The 19,356-nt window shown below is 59.2% G+C and carries 18 protein-coding genes; 14 read left to right on the top strand and 4 right to left on the bottom strand.

Features of this window, described 5'->3' with window-relative positions; translation table 11 throughout:
• Positions 1-3: 3 nt before the first annotated feature.
• Positions 4-414: a DUF2946 domain-containing protein gene (locus NH398_RS10820; protein WP_159343464.1), complete on the bottom strand. Its 411-nt coding sequence runs from the start codon at positions 412-414 to the stop codon at positions 4-6.
• A gap of 317 nt (positions 415-731) precedes the next feature.
• Between NH398_RS10820 and NH398_RS10815 the strand changes: the two genes are divergently transcribed.
• The 8 genes from NH398_RS10815 to NH398_RS10780 all read left to right on the top strand — a co-directional run bounded on the left by NH398_RS10815 (position 732) and on the right by NH398_RS10780 (position 8,290).
• A complete protein-coding gene (locus NH398_RS10815) occupies positions 732-1,616 on the top strand; it encodes an urease accessory protein UreD (protein ID WP_253018511.1) in 885 nt (294 codons plus the stop codon).
• Positions 1,617-1,649: 33 nt separating this feature from the next.
• The gene (locus NH398_RS10810; RefSeq protein ID WP_253018509.1) at positions 1,650-1,952 is read left to right on the top strand and encodes an urease subunit gamma; all 303 of its coding nucleotides are present in this window, start codon (positions 1,650-1,652) and stop codon (positions 1,950-1,952) included.
• Positions 1,953-1,975: 23 nt separating this feature from the next.
• The gene (locus NH398_RS10805; RefSeq protein ID WP_089674735.1) at positions 1,976-2,284 is read left to right on the top strand and encodes an urease subunit beta; all 309 of its coding nucleotides are present in this window, start codon (positions 1,976-1,978) and stop codon (positions 2,282-2,284) included.
• A gap of 161 nt (positions 2,285-2,445) precedes the next feature.
• Positions 2,446-4,161, top strand: a complete 1,716-nt coding sequence (gene ureC, locus NH398_RS10800; protein ID WP_213262662.1) for an urease subunit alpha — start codon at positions 2,446-2,448, stop codon at positions 4,159-4,161.
• A 157-nt stretch (positions 4,162-4,318) separates the two neighbouring features.
• A complete protein-coding gene (gene ureE / locus NH398_RS10795) occupies positions 4,319-4,846 on the top strand; it encodes an urease accessory protein UreE (RefSeq protein ID WP_253018507.1) in 528 nt (175 codons plus the stop codon).
• Positions 4,836-5,549 (top strand): urease accessory protein UreF, encoded by a 714-nt coding sequence (locus tag NH398_RS10790; RefSeq protein WP_253018788.1) that lies wholly within the window; start codon positions 4,836-4,838, stop codon positions 5,547-5,549. The genes ureE and NH398_RS10790 overlap by 11 nt, the downstream gene beginning before the upstream one ends.
• A 26-nt stretch (positions 5,550-5,575) precedes the next feature.
• A complete protein-coding gene (gene ureG, locus NH398_RS10785) occupies positions 5,576-6,208 on the top strand; it encodes an urease accessory protein UreG (protein ID WP_253018505.1) in 633 nt (210 codons plus the stop codon).
• A 297-nt stretch (positions 6,209-6,505) separates the two neighbouring features.
• Positions 6,506-8,290 carry a methyl-accepting chemotaxis protein gene (locus NH398_RS10780; protein ID WP_253018504.1) on the top strand — a complete coding sequence of 595 codons (1,785 nt, stop codon included), beginning with the start codon at positions 6,506-6,508 and terminating at the stop codon, positions 8,288-8,290.
• On the opposite strand, the gene NH398_RS10775 is transcribed toward NH398_RS10780, so the two are convergent.
• From NH398_RS10775 to NH398_RS10765, 3 genes are all read right to left on the bottom strand, one after another.
• A complete protein-coding gene (locus NH398_RS10775) occupies positions 8,287-10,251 on the bottom strand; it encodes an aconitate hydratase (protein ID WP_253018502.1) in 1,965 nt (654 codons plus the stop codon). The two genes, NH398_RS10780 and NH398_RS10775, sit on opposite strands and share 4 nt — an antisense overlap.
• Positions 10,252-10,316: 65 nt before the next feature.
• Entirely contained in the window at positions 10,317-11,225 is a 909-nt protein-coding gene (locus NH398_RS10770) for a hydroxymethylglutaryl-CoA lyase (RefSeq protein ID WP_253018500.1), read from the bottom strand.
• Between the two features lie 12 nt (positions 11,226-11,237).
• Positions 11,238-12,434, bottom strand: a complete 1,197-nt coding sequence (locus NH398_RS10765; protein WP_159343456.1) for a CoA transferase — start codon at positions 12,432-12,434, stop codon at positions 11,238-11,240.
• Positions 12,435-12,627: 193 nt separating this feature from the next.
• On the opposite strand from NH398_RS10765, the gene NH398_RS10760 reads away from it, so the two are divergent.
• The 6 genes from NH398_RS10760 (at position 12,628) to NH398_RS10735 (ending at position 19,356) form a co-directional block, all read left to right on the top strand.
• Positions 12,628-13,539, top strand: a complete 912-nt coding sequence (locus NH398_RS10760; protein ID WP_159343455.1) for a LysR family transcriptional regulator — start codon at positions 12,628-12,630, stop codon at positions 13,537-13,539.
• Positions 13,536-14,258, top strand: coding sequence for a haloacid dehalogenase type II (locus NH398_RS10755; RefSeq protein ID WP_253018498.1), 723 nt, complete (start codon positions 13,536-13,538; stop codon positions 14,256-14,258). The genes NH398_RS10760 and NH398_RS10755 overlap by 4 nt, the downstream gene beginning before the upstream one ends.
• Complete coding sequence (locus NH398_RS10750) at positions 14,255-15,163, top strand: LysR family transcriptional regulator (RefSeq protein WP_253018496.1); 909 nt, start codon at positions 14,255-14,257, stop codon at positions 15,161-15,163. The genes NH398_RS10755 and NH398_RS10750 overlap by 4 nt, the downstream gene beginning before the upstream one ends.
• Before the next feature lie 203 nt (positions 15,164-15,366).
• Positions 15,367-16,347: a TAXI family TRAP transporter solute-binding subunit gene (locus NH398_RS10745; protein WP_159343452.1), complete on the top strand. Its 981-nt coding sequence runs from the start codon at positions 15,367-15,369 to the stop codon at positions 16,345-16,347.
• A 100-nt stretch (positions 16,348-16,447) separates the two neighbouring features.
• A complete protein-coding gene (locus tag NH398_RS10740) occupies positions 16,448-18,403 on the top strand; it encodes a TRAP transporter fused permease subunit (protein WP_253018494.1) in 1,956 nt (651 codons plus the stop codon).
• Positions 18,403-19,356: a D-2-hydroxyacid dehydrogenase family protein gene (locus tag NH398_RS10735; RefSeq protein WP_253018492.1), complete on the top strand. Its 954-nt coding sequence runs from the start codon at positions 18,403-18,405 to the stop codon at positions 19,354-19,356. The genes NH398_RS10740 and NH398_RS10735 overlap by 1 nt, the downstream gene beginning before the upstream one ends.

The raw sequence follows: 19,356 nt of genomic DNA, 5'->3' as shown, positions 1-19,356 counted from the left end.
GAGTTAAATGACCTTTAACGTGGGCGGAGCGCGAGGATAGGCGTGGGGGTAGGCTTGTACCGCAGCAGCGCGCTGGGCAAAGGCCGCTGGCAGCGGAGTACGTGTGATAAAGGCCACACTGCCAATGGCGGGTAAATGGTGAGGGGCGGTAGGCGTTTTTTGCCATATACCGCAATAGTCACACGGGTGATACCAGTGGTGCAGAGGGTCATCGTGATGAGATGACGGACCCGCCGATGTGCCATGCGGCGCGGCATCATGTCCGTGTGCATGTTCTGAAGAGTGGTCTAACGCCTGCCATTGAGACTGCAATTGCGAGAACAGCGGCCCAGCAAAGAGCAGGTAGATCGCCACGAACGCTAAATAGAGCGCTGTGCGATACCAAAAAGAGTTGGCTGAGCGGAAAGATCGCATCTCAAACTACGCTTTGTGAGCTGTCTGAATGACGGCTAAGCAGTTTACAGCGTCATACCGATGCAAAGTACCCGATGCCTGCGATTAACGCTGTGGTGTATTGCCGCGAAAGAGGGGGCTGCATTCGCACTTATTTGGTGCGTTTGAAGGTGTTTTTGCTCGTTTATGGTGCTTTTTACCCTGGTTGAACTGCATAAAGGGAGCCGCTTCAGGCTATAAAAGCGTTTTGGCGCTGCCTGAATCGCACTTTCACCATTTTGGCGCACTCCTTGCATTTGTAAGGTAATGATTTATACACAAGGAAGCGACAGCGCCCCATGATGTTGAGCGAACTCGCCCCACCCGCTGCTGGTTCCGGCCACCGCTTTGACGCCGAGCGCCGTTGGGCCGCCTCGCTGGCCCTGCGTTTTGCCAACCGCGATGGCGTGACTCGGTTAGTGCAAGCGCGTCACCAAGGGCCGTTACGGGTACAGCGCCCCTTCTACCCAGAAGGCAGCCAGGAAGCGTGCCACGTTTACGTATTGCACCCGCCTGGCGGGCTCGTGAGCGGTGATGCGCTGACCATCCGTGCTCATATCGAGCGCGAAGCCCATGCGCTGCTCACCACACCCGCTGCCAATAAGCTCTACAAAGCCGACAGCCAAGGCGTGGCCTGGACACAGCACACCGAGCTGACGGTAGAAGAGGGCGGCACCTTAGAGTGGCTACCCCAGGAAACCATCGCCTTCAACGGCTCCAAAGGCACTCAACGCACCCATATTGCGCTGCAAGGCAATGCCCGCTGCCTAGGCTGGGAAGTGATGGCGCTCGGCCGCCCAGCAAGCGACCTGCCCTATGTCTCTGGGCGTATTGAACAGCACTTTCGCTTAACCCTAGATGGCAAACCGCTGTGGCTTGAACGCCAGCCGCTAGACCCCGCGCACCCACGCTTTGCGGGCCGCTGGGGGCAGGGCGGCGCCACGGTGCAGGCCACGCTCTGGGCGGTGGGCATTGACGATGCCGCTGCGGCCATTGAAGCACTGCGCGAAGCGCTGCCGGATAACCCCCGCTGGGCGGTAACCGTGCGCCATGGCGTACTGCTGCTGCGCTATCTAGGCACTTCTCGTAACGAAGCCTGGGCGCTGTGTGAGCAGGCCTGGCACCTGCTACGGCCGCGCTGGATCGAGCGCGAAGCGCATACGCCGCGCATTTGGCTAACCTAATGAGCAACACGCTGATAACGCTGGAGACACTCCATGGAACTGACCCCACGAGACAAAGACAAGCTGATGCTGTTTACCGCCGCCCAGCTTGCCGAGCGCCGCAAAGCGCGTGGTTTAAAACTGAACTACCCCGAAGCGGTAGCGCTGATCAGCTTTGAAATTATGGAAGGCGCACGGGATGGCCGCAGCGTAGCGGATTTAATGAGCTATGGTCGCGAGATCCTGACCCGAGAAGACGTGATGGAAGGCGTGGCGGAGATGGTCGATGAAGTGCAGGTGGAAGCCACCTTCCCAGATGGCACCAAGCTGGTCACCGTCCACACGCCGATCAACTAATCATCCACCGTTAGGAGAGCGCCATGATTCCAGGACAGTATCAGTTACAAGAGGGTGATATCGAACTGTGCGCGGGCCGCGAGCGTATCACCGTGGAGGTGGCCAACACCGGCGACCGGCCCATTCAGCTTGGCTCCCACTACCACTTTGCCGAAGCCAACCCCGCGCTGGTGTTTGACCGCGATAAAACCCGTGGCTACCGCCTGGACGTCGCCGCCGGAACCGCCATCCGCTTCGAACCCGGCCAAACCCGCGAAGTCACGCTGATTCCGTTTGTCGGCAAGCGGGAAATCTACGGCTTCCGTGGCGATGTGATGGGGCCGCTCGATTAGCCAACGGATTAATAAAGAACAACCGACGGTAGGGCGGGCATCGGCTGGGTGACTGTCTGCGCCATGGATGGCGCAGTCAAGCTTACAGGGATGTATTCACAGCGTGTCACACAGACGATGGCCGCCCAGCACTGGACTCAACGCTTGAGGCAGAGGCAAATATGAAACCGGTAAACAAGATCAGTCGGCAAGCCTACGCCGATATGTACGGCCCCACCGTAGGCGACCGCGTGCGCCTGGGCGACACCGAGCTGTGGATTCAAGTCGAAAAAGACGCCACCCACTACGGTGAAGAAGTGAAGTTCGGCGGCGGCAAAGTTATCCGCGATGGCATGGGCCAAAGTCAGCGCCAGGACGCCTCGGTGATGGATACCGTGATCACTAACGCGCTGATTTTAGACTGGTGGGGCATCGTCAAAGCCGATGTAGGGCTGCAAAACGGCCGCATCGCCGCCATCGGCAAAGCAGGCAACCCCGATACCCAGCCCGATGTGGAGATCGTGATTGGCCCCGGCACCGAAGTGATTGCGGGCGAAGGCAAAATCCTCACCGCAGGCGGCATCGACGCCCACATCCACTTCATCTGCCCCCAGCAGGTGGAAGAAGCGCTGATGAGCGGTGTTACCACCATGCTGGGCGGCGGCACCGGCCCCGCTACCGGTTCCAACGCCACCACCTGCACCCCCGGCGAGTGGCACATTGGCAAAATGCTTCAAGCGGTAGATGACCTGCCCATGAACATCGGCCTGCTCGGCAAAGGCAACGCCAGCCTGCCGGAAGGGCTCGAAGCGCAGTTGGAAGCCGGTGCCATGGGCCTCAAGCTGCATGAAGACTGGGGCACCACCCCCGCCTCGATTGATACCTGCTTAAGCGTGGCGGAAAAGTACGATGTGCAGATCGCCATTCACACCGATACGCTTAACGAATCCGGCTTCGTGGAAGACACCCTAGCGGCGTTTAAAGAGCGCGGCATTCACACCTACCACACCGAAGGCGCAGGCGGTGGCCACGCCCCGGATATCCTCACTGCCTGCTCCAAAGAGTACGTGCTGCCGTCCTCCACCAACCCCACGCGGCCCTACACGGTGAACACCATCGATGAGCATCTCGACATGCTCATGGTCTGCCACCATCTGGACCCCAATATCCCCGAAGATGTCGCCTTTGCGGATTCACGCATTCGCCGCGAAACCATCGCCGCCGAGGATATCCTCCACGACCTGGGCGTGATCTCGATGATCGCCTCCGACTCCCAGGCCATGGGCCGCGTGGGTGAAGTGGTCTGCCGCACCTGGCAAACCGCCCATAAGATGAAAGTGCAGCGCGGCCTGTTGCCGGAAGATGAAGCGTTAGGGGCCGACAACCTGCGCGCCAAGCGCTATATCGCCAAATACACCATCAACCCCGCCATTACCCACGGCATTGCCCATGAAGTCGGCTCGATTGAAGTCGGTAAGCTGGCGGATTTGGTGCTGTGGAAGCCTGCTTTCTTTGGCGTCAAACCCGCGCTGATTCTGAAAGGCGGCATGATTGCCGGTGCGCCGATGGGCGACCCCAACGCCTCCATCCCCACGCCGCAGCCTGTGCATTACCGCCCCATGTTCGGCACCTTTGGCCGCGCCGCCAGCCAGACCCGGCTCAACTTTGTCAGCCAAGCGGCGATTGACGCAGGCATCAAAGAGCGCCTTGGCTTACAAAGCACGCTTTCCGCCTGTAAAAACGTGCGCGGCGTGCGTAAAAAAGATATGAAGCTCAACGACGCCTGCCCAGAACTCACCGTCGACCCGCAAACCTACGAAGTGCGCTGCGACGGCGAACTGCTCACCTGCGAACCCGCGACCGAGCTACCGCTGGCGCAGCGGTATCACTTGTTTTGAATGTAGGGTATACCCCACGTGACACGAGAGCAGGGAGCAGCCCGTAGAGAGGGTCTTTTGCCATGGATGGCAAAAGTAGCGTACAGGGATGTATTCACAGCGCCCTCTCGTAGGGCTGCTCCCGGCGAGCCTCAAAGGCTATACCAGGACGATATCGATGTTGAAACTGATTGAACGCCTCGGCCCCATAGATGAGGGCACCGCCAGCGACACGCTGACACTGCCCTTCGAGCTACGCATTCGCGGCCGCTTAAAAGCTGAGAGCGACAGCGGCCAGCCGCTGGGGCTGTTTCTGGATCGCGGCCCCGTACTGCGCGATGGTGAAGGCCTAAAAGCCGAAAACGGCGAGATCGTGCGCATTTGCGCCGCGATCGAACCCGTGGTGACCGCGCGAGTGAGTACTGGCTTACCGCTGGCCCGGCTTGCTTACCACCTCGGCAACCGCCATGTGCAGCTCGCGCTGGGTGAAGATGCGAAAGGAGGCTGGGTACGCTTCCCGCCCGACCACGTCCTCGAAGAGCTGGCCGAGCTGCTGGGTGCCACACTTGAGCACCACAACGCCACCTTCGACCCCGAACCGGGCGCCTACAACCAAGTGGGCGGTGGACATTCGCACAGCCATTCGCACGGTCATAGCCACACTCATTCCCACGACCACGCGCATGAGCACCACCATGCCCACTGAGCAGCCCTCAGACCTCGCCCTGCTTGGGCTGATGCAGCTCGTCAGCCCCGCGCTGCCCATTGGGGCCTTCGCCTTTTCCCAAGGGCTAGAGAGCGCTTTTGAACTGGGTTGGGTGAGTGATGAGCCAAGCCTCTCTCATTGGCTATCCGGCGTGCTGGAAGATGGCATAAGCTGCTGTGAGCTGCCGCTGATCGAGCGGCTATATCGCGCTTTCGAGCAGCAGGATGGCACTGCGGTTGCGGCGTGGGACGATTGGCTGGCCGCCACCCGTGAAACCGCGGAATTGGCCGCCGAAGACAGCCGCTTGGGTGCATCGCTGAAGCGGCTACTGGGCAGTCTCGACCTATTGCCAAAAAATGCAGGGCTGCCCAGTGAAGACTCACTCACGCCCTTGCTACCGCCCCAGGCAGGCTATGTGACCCTATTTGCCTGGGCGGCCTACCAGCGCGGCATCCCCGTGCGCCAAGCGCAGCTTGGCTTTGGCTGGGCGTGGCTGGAAAACCAGCTCGCGGTGGCCTGTAAAGCGCTGCCGTTGGGCCACACTGCTGCCCAGCGAATTATCGAGCAGTTACGTGGCGAGCTGGTGAGTGCCGTTGCGAAGGCCCAGCGGCTAGACGATGACGAAATCGGCCCCGCGCTGCCCGGTGTGGCGCTGGCCAGCGCCCTACACGAAACCCAATATTCCCGTTTGTTTAGAAGCTAACGAGCGTTGTTATTTAGGAGAAAACCATGACTCACTGTTTACGCGTTGGCGTGGGTGGCCCGGTCGGTTCAGGTAAAACCGCACTGCTCAAGCAGCTCTGTACCGCGCTGCGGGATTACTACGATATCGCCGTGGTCACCAACGATATCTATACCCGCGAAGATGCCGATTTTCTGCTTAAGCACGATGCGCTGCCCGCCGACCGTATTCTCGGCGTAGAAACCGGCGGCTGCCCGCACACGGCGATTCGTGAAGATGCCTCCATGAACCTAGCGGCAATTGACGAGCTACACGCCCGTCATCCGAAGCTGGAACTGGTGCTGGTGGAGTCCGGCGGTGACAACCTTTCCGCCACGTTTAGCCCCGAGCTTTCTGATCTGACGCTTTATGTGATCGACGTGTCGGCAGGCGACAAAATACCCCGCAAAGGCGGCCCCGGCATCACCAAATCTGACCTGCTGATTATCAACAAAATCGACATTGCCGAGCAGGTCCACGCCTCACTGGAGGTGATGGAGCGCGACTCGAAAAAGATGCGCGGCGAGCGCCCGTTCGTGTTCACCAATCTCTACGATGGCGTCGGGCTTGAAGAGATCATCCGCTTCATTCTCGATAAAGGCATGCTGGACGAGCGTCGCCCGCAGGCGGCCACCGCATAGCCCCGGCGGTTTTTGCGCATAAAAAAGCTGCCCAGCCCCGGTAGATCCGGCTCTGGGCAGCGTTGTTTTGTGGTTGGCGTCGTGCCAAAACGGGCCGTCCCTGGCCACCACATCGCTACAGTGAACTGATAAGCGGCTGAAAACCTTAACGTATGTTATGAAAATCGCGTTCGTGCCTTAATTTGCTGCTTATAAAGAAGAAAATCGCGGAAGAGGGTTAAAGTTGAAGTACGTTAAGTCGATAATAAACACATAAAAATCCAATAATATAACCATGACTTAACCGGAAGATACACAATGGCAAGCCTCTCCGAGACGAAGCAACAACGTGGCCTCAGCCTTCAAACGAAGGTGCTGATGCTGATTCTGATTCCACTGTTATTGGTGACCCTGGTCTTAGTGGCCTACAAAGCCTACGACCGGATAGGAGATACCAACGATACGCTTGCCGAACAGCGTGAGATGCTAATCGAAGAGCGCCGCAACTCCGTACGCGATATCGTTCAGATGGCGACGACCGCCATCGCGCCTATTTATGATCGGGCGGGTGCCAATGACGCCGATGCCAAGGCGCAAGCAGCGGAAATGTTGCGGGCCATGCGCTTTGAGGGCAATAACTACATTTTCGTGTACGAGTATGACGGTACCAATATCGTCTTGCCGCACTCGCCTGATCGTCAGGGCACCAACCTTATCGATCTGCAGACGCCCGACGGCGACTATCTGATCCGCGACATGATTCAAATTGCCCAGGATGGCGGCGGCTTTTACGAGTATCCCTGGGAGTATCCCGGTACCGACGAGCCACAGCCCAAGCACTCCTATGTGGACCGCTTAGAGAAATGGGGCTGGATGCTGGGCGCTGGCGTTTACGTCACGGATGTCGATGAGGCGCTGGCGGAGCTGGAAGCGGCGGCCAATGCCGATCTGCGGGACGCGATCATGTTTGCGACCCTGCTTGCAGCGATCCTGTTCGTCGTGGTTGCGCTGGTGACGTTTGGCGTGGTGCGCCGTATCGTCGGCCCGATCAAGCGCACGGCCGATGCCATGGGCGACATTGCCCAAGGCCGTGGCGACCTGACCCGCCGTCTCTCGGTCGAGAGCAACGACGAAGTGGGCAACTTGGCTGTGCAGTTCAACGCCTTTGTCAGCCGCATGCAGGATACTTTGCGCGACGTACGCCGCAGCACGGTCAGCGTTTATCACTCCGCTGGTGAAATCTCGCGTAGCTCCGAGGAGCTGGCTACTCGCACCGAGCAGGCGGCGGCCAATCTGCAGGAGACATCGGCCTCCATGGAGGAGATTACCTCCACCGTGAACCACAGTGCCGACAATGCCCAGCAGGCCAACAAGCTGGTGCAGTCCACCGCCGAAGTGGCCCACCAGGGCGAAGAGGCCATGGGGCAGGTGGAAAGCACCATGCGCGATATCAACGATTCCGCCACCCGCATCAGTGAAATCATTACGATGATCGATGCGATTGCTTTCCAAACCAATATCCTGGCGCTGAACGCATCGGTCGAAGCCGCCCGCGCGGGCGAACATGGTCGTGGGTTTGCGGTCGTGGCGCAGGAAGTTCGTACGCTGGCGAGCCGTTCCAGCAACGCGTCGAAAGAGATTCGCGCGTTGATCGACGCGTCCGTGCAGCATACCCACACCGGCGCGGAGCTGGTACGCAATGCGGGCGCCACCATGCGTGAAATCGTGGAAAGCGTATCGAAGGTCACCGATGTGATCGGTGAAATCAGCGCCGGCGCCAAGGAGCAGAGCAGCGGTATTGGGCAGATCAACACCGCCGTGGCCGAAATGGACACCATGACGCAGCAGAACGCGGCCATGGTGCAAGAGTCCACCACCGCCGCAGCGGATATGCGCCGTCATGCCGAGCATCTGAACGAGCTGATCAACTCGTTTGTGCTTGGCGAGGATGGCCCGCAAACGTCATCGCGCTCATCGGCCAGCGCCGCACGGCAAGCCTTGCCTGCCAGCAGCGCCAAGCCCCAGCCAGAGCTCAAACGCCCGACGCTCTCCTCCAAACCAGCGCCTGCCAAAGGCAGCGAAGAGGACTGGGAAGAGTTTTAAGCATGACGTTGGCGCAGGTGGTTGATGACACCACCTTGCGCTATCAGCTCTCGTTGGCGAGGGCTGAGACCATGATGCAGACGTAGCTCGCCTTTACCGGGGATATGCGCTTTTAGCGTATCCCCACTTTCCAGCTGTGAATATAACTCCTCAATGACCAAGTGATCTCCTTCCTTTAGCTGTGCGCGATCCTCTGCGTGTGTAAACGTTAACGGTAGCGCACCAAAGCAGATTAAATTTTGCCAGTGGATACGCGCAAAACTGTCAGCCACGACGACCTGTAAACCTAGATAACGCGGTACTAGCGCGGCATTCTCACGGCTAGACCCCTGTCCATAGTTGGCGCCACCGACAATGGCGTGTCCGCCTTGGGTACGTGTTTGCTCGGCGCGTTCGGCGTAGTGGGGATCAACGGCCTCGAAGGTAAACGGTGCAGATGCATACACACTGCTCCAGTAGGGCAGCACCCGTTGCCCAGCAGGCATGATGTCGTCGGTGGAGATATTGTCGCCTGTGACCAACAGCACGGGGATGTCGAGACGGTTAGGCAGTGAGTTGAGCTCTGGCAGTGCGGGCGTGTTGTCGGTTTTTTGCAGTGCTTTCAAACGTGCTTCTTCGAGGGGCAGCGGAGCCTTGAACATGCCCCCATCTACTTTGATGTGGGCCGGTTCGTGAATACGCGGATAAGGCATCTCTAGGGTTCGCGGGTCGGTGATCACACCTTTCATGGCTGAGGCTGCCGCCGTTTCCGGGCTACATAGGAACACGCTATCTTCCCGCGTGCCTGAGCGTCCTGGAAAGTTGCGTGGAACGGTACGGAGGCTATTCAATCCCACGGCGGGAGCTTGGCCCATACCAATACAGCCGTTACAGCCCGCTTGGTGCAAACGGGCACCGCTGGCCACCAAGTCAGCGAGATAACCCTGCTCGATCAGCGAGGCCAACACTTGGCGTGAAGAGGGGTTGATGTCCAGTGAGACCCCATCGGCCACCTGCTTGCCCCGCACTATCTCGGCCACCACGGCAAAGTCACGAAAGCCCGGGTTGCCTGACGAACCGATGTACGCCTGATGCAGCGGCTGGCCTGCTGCTTCCCGAACAGTGACGACGTTATCGGGGCTGGAAGGCAGCGCAATCATGGGCTCTAGCTTACTGAGATCAAGCGTCTCGTGCAGGTCGTAGTGGCAGCCGGGCTCGGCGGCCAGCGCGACCCAGTCGGCTTCCCGACCCCGGGAGGCCAGAAAGCGCCGGGTCTCGTCGTCACTGGGGAAGACCGTGGCCGTTGCCCCCATTTCAGTGCCCATGTTGGCGAGCACATGGCGGTCCATGGCGGAAAGGTGCTTTAGCCCCGGCCCGTAATACTCAATCATGGTGTTTTTGCCACCTGCCACGCCGTGGCGGCGCAAAAGTTCCAGCACAACATCTTTCGCTGAGACCCAGTCAGGCAGTTGCCCTTCGAGCTTAATGCCCCAGATTTTTGGCATGGTGATATACAGCGGCTCGCCCGCCATCGCCATCGCCACTTCAATACCGCCTGCGCCAATCGCCAGCATGCCGAGCGCGCCTGCTGCTGTGGTGTGACTATCGCAACCCACAATGGATTGACCAGGCACGCCAAAGTTTTCCATATGCACCGGGTGGCTAATACCGTTGCCGGGGCCGGAGTACCACACCCCAAAGCGCTCGCAGGCGCTTTTTAAAAACAGGTAGGTTTCGGCATTTAGGTTATCGGCCTGTACAAGGCCATGGTCGATGTACTGCACGCTGGGCTCAGTGTGTACCCGGTCAAGCCCCATGGCTTCTAGCTCTAGCATCACGAGAGTGCCTAACACGTCTTGCAGCAGCGCTTGGTTAATGCGCAGGGCGATTTCACTACCGGGGGTTAGCTCACCGCTGACCAAATGGCGCTGAATTAACTGCTGGGCAAGGTTTAACGGTGGAACAGGGGAAGAGTTAGTCATTGTTAATCACCAGATTATCGTTGTTATGGATCACACGGTTATGCAGGGATGCGGGAAACACGTTTTCAGGGAAGGGCGTAACAGCGGTCCGCGCTGCCCGCTTTCACTACTTGGCCGGGCGTCTCATGGCCGATGAGATCTGGCAGAGTGGCAGAAATGTCCAGCAGCGCGGGCAGGTTTACGCCGGTGGCAACGTCCATTTGTTCGAACATATGCACTAAGTCTTCAGTGCACACATTGCCCGTGGCACCGGGGGCAAACGGGCAGCCGCCTAAGCCACCTAGCGAAGCATCAAACCGCGTAATGCCCGCTTGCCACGCCGCTAGGGCATTTGCCAAGCCCATGCCTCGGGTATTGTGGAAATGCAGCGTAAACGGCACGCCGGGAAAGCGTTCCAGCACTTGGCGGCACAGTGCCGCTACCTGGGCGGGGTTCGCAACGCCGGTGGTATCGCACAGCGTGATGCCTTCTACCCCCAGCGCCAGCTGCTGCTCAATAAGAGTGAACACGCGTGCCTGCGGCACCTGTCCTTCAAACGGGCAGCCAAAGGCGGTGGAGAGCGAGGCATTTATGAAGACACCGCTACCGCGCACCGCCTGAATAATGGCGGCAAACTGTGTCAGCGACTCCTCCGGCGTCATGCGCAGGTTTGCGCGGCCGTGGGCGTTGCTGGCCGACATCACCAGATTGATCTCATCAACGCCGCAGGCCAGCGCCCGCTCGGCACCTTTTAGGTTGGGTACCAGCACTGTGACGCCCACACCTTCGCGGCGCTGAATGGTACTCACCACATCGGCGGCGTCGCGCAGGTTGGGAATGGCTTTGGGAGAGACAAACGAGGTCGCTTCGATACGGGCAATGCCGGCGGTCGTTAACGCATCAATCAGCGCGATTTTCTGCTCGGTGGGAATAAAGCGCTCCTCGCTCTGAAAGCCATCGCGTGGTGCTACTTCGTTAATTTGTAACGTCGTCATGGGGTTCTCCACTTAAATAATGCCTGCCTGACGCAGCTTGTCCCGCGTAGCGGCATCAATGCCCAGCTCCTCGAGCACGTCATCGGTGTGCGCGCCCAGCTTTGGCCCGCCTTGCCCCAGCCTGCCGGGGGTGGCGCTCAGTTTGGGCAGCACGCCCGGCACCTTGAGCGGGCGGCCATCGGCGCGGGTAACGGTTTGAATCATCTCGCGGGCGAGGTAGTGGGGGTCGTTGGCAATATCGGCGGCGGTGTAGGGGTAACCTGCCGGTACGCGGGCATCATCTAAAGCGCTAAGAATATCGTCCCGGTGGCGAGTTTGGGTCCAGGCCTCTATAGCAGCGTCGATCTCACTGGCGTGTTGGCTGCGGCCATCGTTGTGGGCCATGGCGGGGTGGTTGGCTAAATCCTCCCGGCCAATCACGCCCATGAGGCGCTTGAAGATGCTATCGCCGTTACCGGCAATCAGCACGTACTCGCCTTCGCGGGTGCGGTAAGCGTTAGAGGGCGTGATACCTGGCAGCGCGCTGCCGCTTGGCTCTCGCACGTGGCCAGTGGCATCAAACTCCGGCAGCAGGCTCTCCATCATGGCGAACACGGATTCATACAGGGCGACATCAATCTCTTGCCCTAAGCCGCTGCGCTGGCGCTCTTGCAGGGCCAGTAGCGTGCCAATCACCGCGTAGAGTGCCGAGAGCGAATCGCCAATGCTGACCCCTACGCGCACTGAAGGCTCGCCCGCGTGGCCAGTTAAATAGCGCAGTCCACCCATGGCTTCACCAATCACCCCAAACCCTGGTTTGTTGCGATAAGGGCCGGTTTGGCCAAAGCCTGACACGTGCACCATGATCAGCTTGGGGTTAATCGCCGCCAGCGCCTCATAGCCCAGCCCCCAGTTTTCCAGAGTGCCAGGGCGGAAATTTTCGACCACCACATCGGCTTCGGCGGCCAAGCGGCGCACCACGTCTTGGCCCTCCTGGCTGCGAAGATCAAGTGTCACCGAGCGTTTCGTGCGACTTTGCACATGCCACCACAGCGACGTGCCCTCTTCGAGAATACGCCACTTGCGAAGCGGGTCACCGGTGCCGGGTGGCTCCACTTTAATCACGTCTGCTCCAAATTCGCCCAGTAGTTTGGTGGCAAACGGACCTGCAATGAGCTGGCCAAGCTCTACGACTTTAAGTCCATCGAGGGGAAGCTGGCGGGTGGTCATAATAAACGCTCCTGGTAACGCTTAGCAGCCAAGCGCGTGCTGGCGTAGCGAGTCTTGATGTCTTGTTGTCGTTTAAGCATCTGTGAGCCTGCTGTGCATCACAATTAGGCAATCAGGAACCAGGCGTTCGCCAGCGACGAACCCTACAACCGGCGACCTAGGCGGCCCATCCAATAACAACGTGGTAAACGTGATGCTGCGATTTGATTTTGTAACGCTGAGACTGTTTGTGGCGATTGCCGATGAGGGGCGTTTAACCGCCGCTGCCGAGCGTGAGCATTTGGCGCTGGCAGCGGTGAGCAAGCGGGTGAGCGATTTAGAAACACTGGTGGGCACCGAGCTTTTGTATCGGCGGCCGCGCGGCGTAGAGCTAACCCCGGCGGGCCGCGCTTTTTTGCACCATGCCCGGCGCATTCTGGAAGACGTGGCGCGGCTACAGGCGGAGCTCAGTGAGTATGGCGAAGGGGTGCGCGGGCATGTGCGCATTCACTCCAATACCTCGGCCATTATTGCGTTTTTGCCCCAGGATTTAAGCGCCTTTGCCATCGAGTACCCGCAAATCAAAATCGATTTGCAGGAGCGCACCAGCAGCGAAGCGATCACCGCTGTGCGCGATGGCGTGGCAGATATCGGCATCTTTGCCAGCCACGTTGCCGCCGATGAGTTAGAAGTACGCCCCTACCGGCGCGACCAGTTGGTATTGGTCACGCCGCAAGATCACCCGCTGGCAGTGCATGACAAGCTCTATCTGCATCAGGCAGCCGAGTACGACTTTGTCGGTTTACAGCAGGATGCTTCGCTGCAGTCACTGCTTCACGAGCAGGCAAACCAGGCGGGCCGGACCCTGCGCATGCGCATCCAAGTCCGCAGTTTCGACGCCATTTGCCGCATGATTCATTACGGTATGGGCATCGGTGTGCTGCCCCAGCGCACGCTGTACCGCGACCTTAACGACCTAAAACTACGCATGATTCCGCTCGCTGATGAGTGGGCCACTCGCGAACTGGTGATTGGGATGCGCCACTACGCGGCACTGCCCGTGGTCGCCCGCCACTTGGTCGACCACTTGCTAACCCCCTCAGGCCCAACAGGAGAGACCCCATGACAACAGGCATCGCCCACGAAATAAAAGCGCTCACCTTTGATGTGTTTGGCACGGTAGTAGACTGGCGCAGCAGCGTGATTCGCGAAGGCGAACAGCTGAACCAGGCCAAAGGGCTGAGCGTCGACTGGGCACGGTTTGCCGACGAGTGGCGGGCAGGCTATGCCCCAGCGATGAGCCGCGTGCGCCAGGGGGAGCTGCCCTGGACCAGGCTGGATGACTTGCACCGGATGACCCTTAATCGGCTGCTGATTGCCTTTGATATTGCCGACCAGCTAGATGAGGATGAAACAGCGCACCTGAACCGCGTGTGGCACCGCTTAACGCCCTGGCCTGATAGTGTGGAAGGTCTATTGCAGTTAAAACAGCGCTTTATATTAGCCACGCTCTCTAACGGTAACGTCTCGCTGCTAGTGAACATGGCGCGCCATGCCGGGCTGCCCTGGGACTGCGTGCTCTCCTCTGAGCTTGCTGGGCACTACAAGCGCGACCCGGAGGTGTACCACATGGCGGCCAATCTCCTCGACCTAAACCCCTCGCAAATCCTGATGGTGGCGGCTCATCAAGATGATTTACAGGCTGCCCACCGGGAAGGCATGCGCACCGCCTTCGTGAAGCGCCCGCTGGAATTTGGGCCATCTTCTACACCGGACTTAAGCGTCGATCCCTGCTTTGATCTCGTCGCAGACGACTTCCTCGACTTGGCGCGGCAGCTCTCATGAAACTCGACCCGACCTCTCTCAAGCTGTTCGTGAAAGTGGCTGAGCTGGGCACCATTACTGGGGCAGCCGACGCCTCGTTTATGGCCACTTCGGCCGTGAGTAAGCGCCTCAGCGAGCTGGAGGCGTACTTCAATACGCCGCTGCTCAAGCGCAATAATCGAGGCATCGAGCTCACGCCAGCAGGGAGTGCGCTGCTGAATCTCTCTCGAGGTGTGCTGCACAATTTAGAAGATCTCGACCTGCAAATGCGTGACTACGCCAGCGGCCAGCGGGGCATTGTGCGGGTGTTTGCCAATATGTCGGCGATTACCCAATATCTACCCCAGGAGATGCGCGCTTTTTTTGAGCTGCACCCGGATATCGGTGTGCAGCTTGAAGAGAAGGTCAGCCCGATCATTACCCGCGAAGTGATGAACAATAACGCCGACATCGGCGTGTGCGCGCAGATGCTGCACGGCTATGACCTGATCGAGTTCCCTTACCACGTGGATGACCTAGTGCTGGTGGTGCCACAGCAGCACCCGCTGGCCCAACGGGAGAGGGTGTTTTTTCGCGAGTGTTTGGACTACCCCCATGTGGGGCTGCACACCGCTAGCGCGATTAACTTAGAAATTATGCGGGCGGCCAGCATGGCCAACAAAACCCTGCGGATTCGTATTCAGGTGACCAGCTACGATGCTCTGTGCTTGATGGTGCAGGCGGGGCTGGGCGTGGGGGTGCTGCCCCGCGGGGCAATTCGTCAGTACGTGGATGGGCTCAACGTGAATGTGCTGTCGATCCAAGACGACTGGGCGCGGCGCAAACTGAGTATTTATGTCAGAGATTTAGACCGGCTTTCCATGGCGGCAAGGGTGCTGGTGGAGCATTTTATTCAGGCCGCCAGCGGCGCTTCTTCACCGCCTTAAAGGGAAATCGACGGCGCTGCTTTCGCGGTTGGAGAAGGCAGGTTCATCAATGACCAATATACAGCTCTCCGGTTTGGCGTTATCACTTTAGAGACCGCTAAGCGAACTCCCCTTGCTTACTCGGTTATCGGGAGAGGTGCAGGTAAGGCCTCCCACAGCACACAACATCACAACATGCTTCCCGACGCTTTGAGGACATAACAATGATGACGCTAAAACTACGCCACGTACTTCCTGCTTCTTTGTTGGCCGTCAGCGCATTGACCGCTGCCACGTCCGCCCACGCCCAAACCGCACTCAACTTGGGCTCCGTACCCACCGGCACCGGCTGGTTTTTCGGTATTTCTGAAGGGGCACGCGTGATTAGCGCCAATACGCCCTACGAGATTACCGTGCGCGAAACGGGCGGCACCCGCGAAAACGCCATCCGCCTCAATAACGGCGAACTCGATCTAGCCTTCACCGAAGCCTTGGTGGGCTACGAGCTGTATAACGGCGAGGGTCGTTTTGCCGACATGGCCAACCCAGACGTGCGCTTGGTGTATTGGATTGCCCCCTCCACCATGCACTGGGCGGTACGTCAGGATAGCGATATTGAGACCTTCGAAGACCTAAACGGTGAACGCTTCAACCCTAGCAGCATCGGCGGGGGCGGCGAGTACATTACAGAGCAAGTGTTTGGTATTTTGGGTATCGAGCCCGACTTCCAGCGCATGCGAGTCAACGATGCCGCTGAGGGTGTGACCGATGGCCGCTTGGTCGGCTTCAGCTATAACGGCGTACCGCCTATTCCTCTGTTTACCGAAGTGCACTCTTCACGGCCCTTGCAATTGCTATCGCTGACGGACGATCAGGTGGAGACCGTCACTGCCGAATTACCGTTCCTCTCTCCCACCATCATTCCTGCCGATACATACACCGGTATGAGCGAAGCACAGTCGCTAGGCATCTATATGGGGGTGGCAACCACCACGGATCTCGATGCCGATACCGTGTACGAGTTGACGAAAGCCTACTGGGAAAACCATGACCAAGTGGCCGCCTCCTTCAAACCTGCGGGCAGTGTCGACCCGCAAACCGTGGTCGATACCGCTACCTTCCCGCTGCATGCTGGCGCACTGCGCTACTACCAGGAATTAGGGCTGGAGATCCCCGCCGACATTATTCCGCCTGAAGCGCAGTAACCCGCCCGTGCGCTCCGCCGACGCGTTCGGCGGGGCAGTTTGCTATTAGCCTGACGCGCTGCCTAGCCTCCCCTTTGTTCGGTGGCGCGGGAGTTCCCTCATGGAAACCGCAAAAGAGTCAGTTGTTGAAAAATACCAGGAGGATGCAGGCAAGCGGCAGCTTACCGGCTTCTGGTTTATGGCGGCCCGCACAGCGGCGGTGGCGATGGCTATTTTCCATCTTTATACCGCTGTGACGGGACCGGTGAACACACAAAACGCGGTGCACCTGCTATTTGCGCTGCCGTTGATCTTCCTGGCGTATCATTGCCGTGTACGGGATACCCACCGTATTCCGTGGTTCGATATCGTTCCCATCCTGTTGAGCGTCGTCATAAGCGGATATTACGTTTATCACTTTGACCGCATCATTTACCAACTGGGGTATTTGATGCCCACCACACTGGATCTCGTGTTCGGTGTGAGCGCGATTTTATTATTGCTAGAGGCCTGCCGACGGGCCATTGGCTTGGCGTTTCCCATCCTAGTACTCATTGCCTTGGCTTATGCTGCATTTGGGCAGCATTTACCCGGTGTATGGGGGCACGGCGGTTTCCGTTGGGATGACCTGGTCGCCACGTTCTATCTAGGGCCGACTGGCATTTTCGGCAGCCTCATGCGAACCTCATCGACCGTCATTGTGGTGTTCATCATGTTTGGTGCGCTGCTGGTGACCACGGGTGGTGGCGACACGTTCATGCGTCTCTCTAACGCCGCTACGGGGGGGATGGCGGGGGGGCCTGCAAAAGCCGCCACGCTGTGTAGCGCCATGTTTGGCAGTATCAGTGGCAGCACGGCTGCGAACGTTGCCACCACCGGCGTGTTTACCATTCCTTTAATGAAGAAAAATGGGTATAGCCCGCGGTTTGCGGCGGCGACGGAGGCTTCTGCTTCGACCGGTGGGCAAATTCTGCCGCCGATCATGGGGGCTGCGGCGTTTGTGATGGCTGACGTCATCTCCACAAGTTATCTAGATATCATCAGTGCTGCGCTGATTCCTGCGCTGCTGTTTTACCTCGCCATTTGGATGAGCGTTCATTTCGAAGCGAAGCGCCTGGGGTTGAACCCGATCCCGAAAGACCAGCGCCCGACGCTGCGTGAAGGGCTCTTCAATGTCGAAACCCTGCTGCTACCGCTGGTGGTGCTGATCACCATGCTCGTGCTGCGCTACACGCCGACCACGGCAGCCGTAGCGGCGTATTTTACCGCGATGGTGCTGTACCTGGTGTCACCGCGTAGCCAAGGTACGCTCTGGGAGCGGGTGAAATCACTACCCGCCGCGCTGGAAGCAGGGGCAATGACCGCCGCGATGATTGCGGTCATCATTGGCAGCGTGGCGATCATTGCCGCGGTGATCAGCTTGACCGGCTTGGGGCTCAAAGTCTCCTCACTCATTGTCATGGTGAGCGGCGGCGATGTGCTGGTGACGCTACTGTTGGCGATGGTGGTGGCGATTATTCTGGGAATGGGCTTACCGACCGTGGCGGCGTATATGCTGGCGGCATCGGTGGTCGCAGCAGCCTTTATCGAGGCGGGTCTGCCGAGTCTTTCTGCTCACCTGTTTATTCTTTACTTTGCGATCCTTTCGGGGGTAACGCCTCCGGTGGCACTGGCGGCCTATATCGGCGGCGCGATTGCGGGCTCCCACTGGTTCCGTACCGCACTGACAGCGACGAAAATTTCCTTGGGCGGCTTCCTGATTCCGTTTATGTTTGTCTATCATCCGCCGCTGCTCGGGCAGGGAACCACGCTGGAAATCGCCATGGCGGTGGCTTCTGGCGTGCTGGGTATCATTGCTTTGGCGGCCTCTACGATAGGCTACTTTGCTCGCCCCTGCTCCTGGGTGGAGCGCGGATTGCTGCTGTTTGCCGCGTTGATGTTGATTAACGGCCAAGCCACCACAGACGTGGTGGGCATCGCCGTGATCGTCGGGATCTTCGCCTGGCAGCGGTATTTCAGCCACGCTGCTAAAGGGGAGCGCCCTTTAGCGCGCTCACCGAGCAAGGAGCCGCGTTGATGCATATTGTCATCCCCGATGATTACCAGGACTGCGTGCGTGAACTCGATGCCTTCGCCAAGCTGGCGGGGCACCAGGTCACAATTTACACCGACACCGTGAGCGATGAAGACGAGTTGGTTGAACGCTTCAAAGGCGCCGATGCGCTGGTGCTGATTCGTGAGCGCACGCCGATTACCGCGTCGTTGCTGGCGCGGCTGCCTAAGCTCAAGCTGATCAGCCAAACCGGTGGCGGCGCGGCGCATGTGGACATGGCCGCCTGCCGCGAGCACGGCGTGGTGGTACTGGCAGGCACTGGATCGCCCTATGCGGCGGCCGAGCTGACCTGGGGGCTGGTGCTCTCTGCCATGCGGCGCATTCCTGAAGAGGTGGAAAACCTCAAGGCAGGCCGCTGGCAGCGCACCCTGGGCACCGGCCTGAAAGGGCGCACGCTGGGCGTATTTGGCTATGGAAAAATAGGCCAGTTAGTGGCCCGCTACGGCCAAGCGTTTGAAATGAACGTACTGGTATGGGGCCGCGAAGGCACCCGCCAGCGGGCCGCAGCGGCAGGGCTAGAGGTCGCGGTTTCGCAAGAGGAGTTTTTCGAGCGCAGTGACGTGCTGAGCCTGCACCTGCGCTTAAACCCGGAAACCCGCGGCATCGTCACAGCGGCGAATTTGGCCAGCATGAAGCCCACGGCCGTGCTGGTAAATACCAGCCGCGCGCCGTTAGTGGAGGCGGGCGCGTTAGAGGCTGCGCTAAAAGCCGGGCGGCCCGGCATGGCCGCTGTGGACGTATTCGATGAAGAGCCAGTGATCGAGCATACACTGCTGGCGCTGCCCAACTTCTTGGCCACGCCGCACCTGGGCTACGTGGAGAAAGACAGCTACGAGCTCTACTTTGGCGATGCGTTCGATAACGTGCTGGCGTTTGATGCCGGCACGCCAGGGCGTAACTTGGCAGAGGAGAGCTAA

The organism is Halomonas sp. CnH100-B, assembly GCF_024124605.1.
Taxonomy (GTDB): Bacteria; Pseudomonadota; Gammaproteobacteria; order Pseudomonadales; family Halomonadaceae; genus Vreelandella.
Note: the sequence above shows the minus strand (reverse complement) of the source record. Positions and strands in the feature narration are given on the sequence as shown.

Coding starts and splice junctions, on each gene's coding strand:
- NH398_RS10820 (WP_159343464.1), bottom strand. CDS start 414: ATGCGATCTTTCCGCTCAGCCAACTCTTTTTGGTATCGCACAGCGCTC.
- NH398_RS10815 (WP_253018511.1), top strand. CDS start 732: ATGATGTTGAGCGAACTCGCCCCACCCGCTGCTGGTTCCGGCCACCGC.
- NH398_RS10810 (WP_253018509.1), top strand. CDS start 1,650: ATGGAACTGACCCCACGAGACAAAGACAAGCTGATGCTGTTTACCGCC.
- NH398_RS10805 (WP_089674735.1), top strand. CDS start 1,976: ATGATTCCAGGACAGTATCAGTTACAAGAGGGTGATATCGAACTGTGC.
- ureC (WP_213262662.1), top strand. CDS start 2,446: ATGAAACCGGTAAACAAGATCAGTCGGCAAGCCTACGCCGATATGTAC.
- ureE (WP_253018507.1), top strand. CDS start 4,319: ATGTTGAAACTGATTGAACGCCTCGGCCCCATAGATGAGGGCACCGCC.
- NH398_RS10790 (WP_253018788.1), top strand. CDS start 4,836: ATGCCCACTGAGCAGCCCTCAGACCTCGCCCTGCTTGGGCTGATGCAG.
- ureG (WP_253018505.1), top strand. CDS start 5,576: ATGACTCACTGTTTACGCGTTGGCGTGGGTGGCCCGGTCGGTTCAGGT.
- NH398_RS10780 (WP_253018504.1), top strand. CDS start 6,506: ATGGCAAGCCTCTCCGAGACGAAGCAACAACGTGGCCTCAGCCTTCAA.
- NH398_RS10775 (WP_253018502.1), bottom strand. CDS start 10,251: ATGACTAACTCTTCCCCTGTTCCACCGTTAAACCTTGCCCAGCAGTTA.
- NH398_RS10770 (WP_253018500.1), bottom strand. CDS start 11,225: ATGACGACGTTACAAATTAACGAAGTAGCACCACGCGATGGCTTTCAG.
- NH398_RS10765 (WP_159343456.1), bottom strand. CDS start 12,434: ATGACCACCCGCCAGCTTCCCCTCGATGGACTTAAAGTCGTAGAGCTT.
- NH398_RS10760 (WP_159343455.1), top strand. CDS start 12,628: ATGCTGCGATTTGATTTTGTAACGCTGAGACTGTTTGTGGCGATTGCC.
- NH398_RS10755 (WP_253018498.1), top strand. CDS start 13,536: ATGACAACAGGCATCGCCCACGAAATAAAAGCGCTCACCTTTGATGTG.
- NH398_RS10750 (WP_253018496.1), top strand. CDS start 14,255: ATGAAACTCGACCCGACCTCTCTCAAGCTGTTCGTGAAAGTGGCTGAG.
- NH398_RS10745 (WP_159343452.1), top strand. CDS start 15,367: ATGATGACGCTAAAACTACGCCACGTACTTCCTGCTTCTTTGTTGGCC.
- NH398_RS10740 (WP_253018494.1), top strand. CDS start 16,448: ATGGAAACCGCAAAAGAGTCAGTTGTTGAAAAATACCAGGAGGATGCA.
- NH398_RS10735 (WP_253018492.1), top strand. CDS start 18,403: ATGCATATTGTCATCCCCGATGATTACCAGGACTGCGTGCGTGAACTC.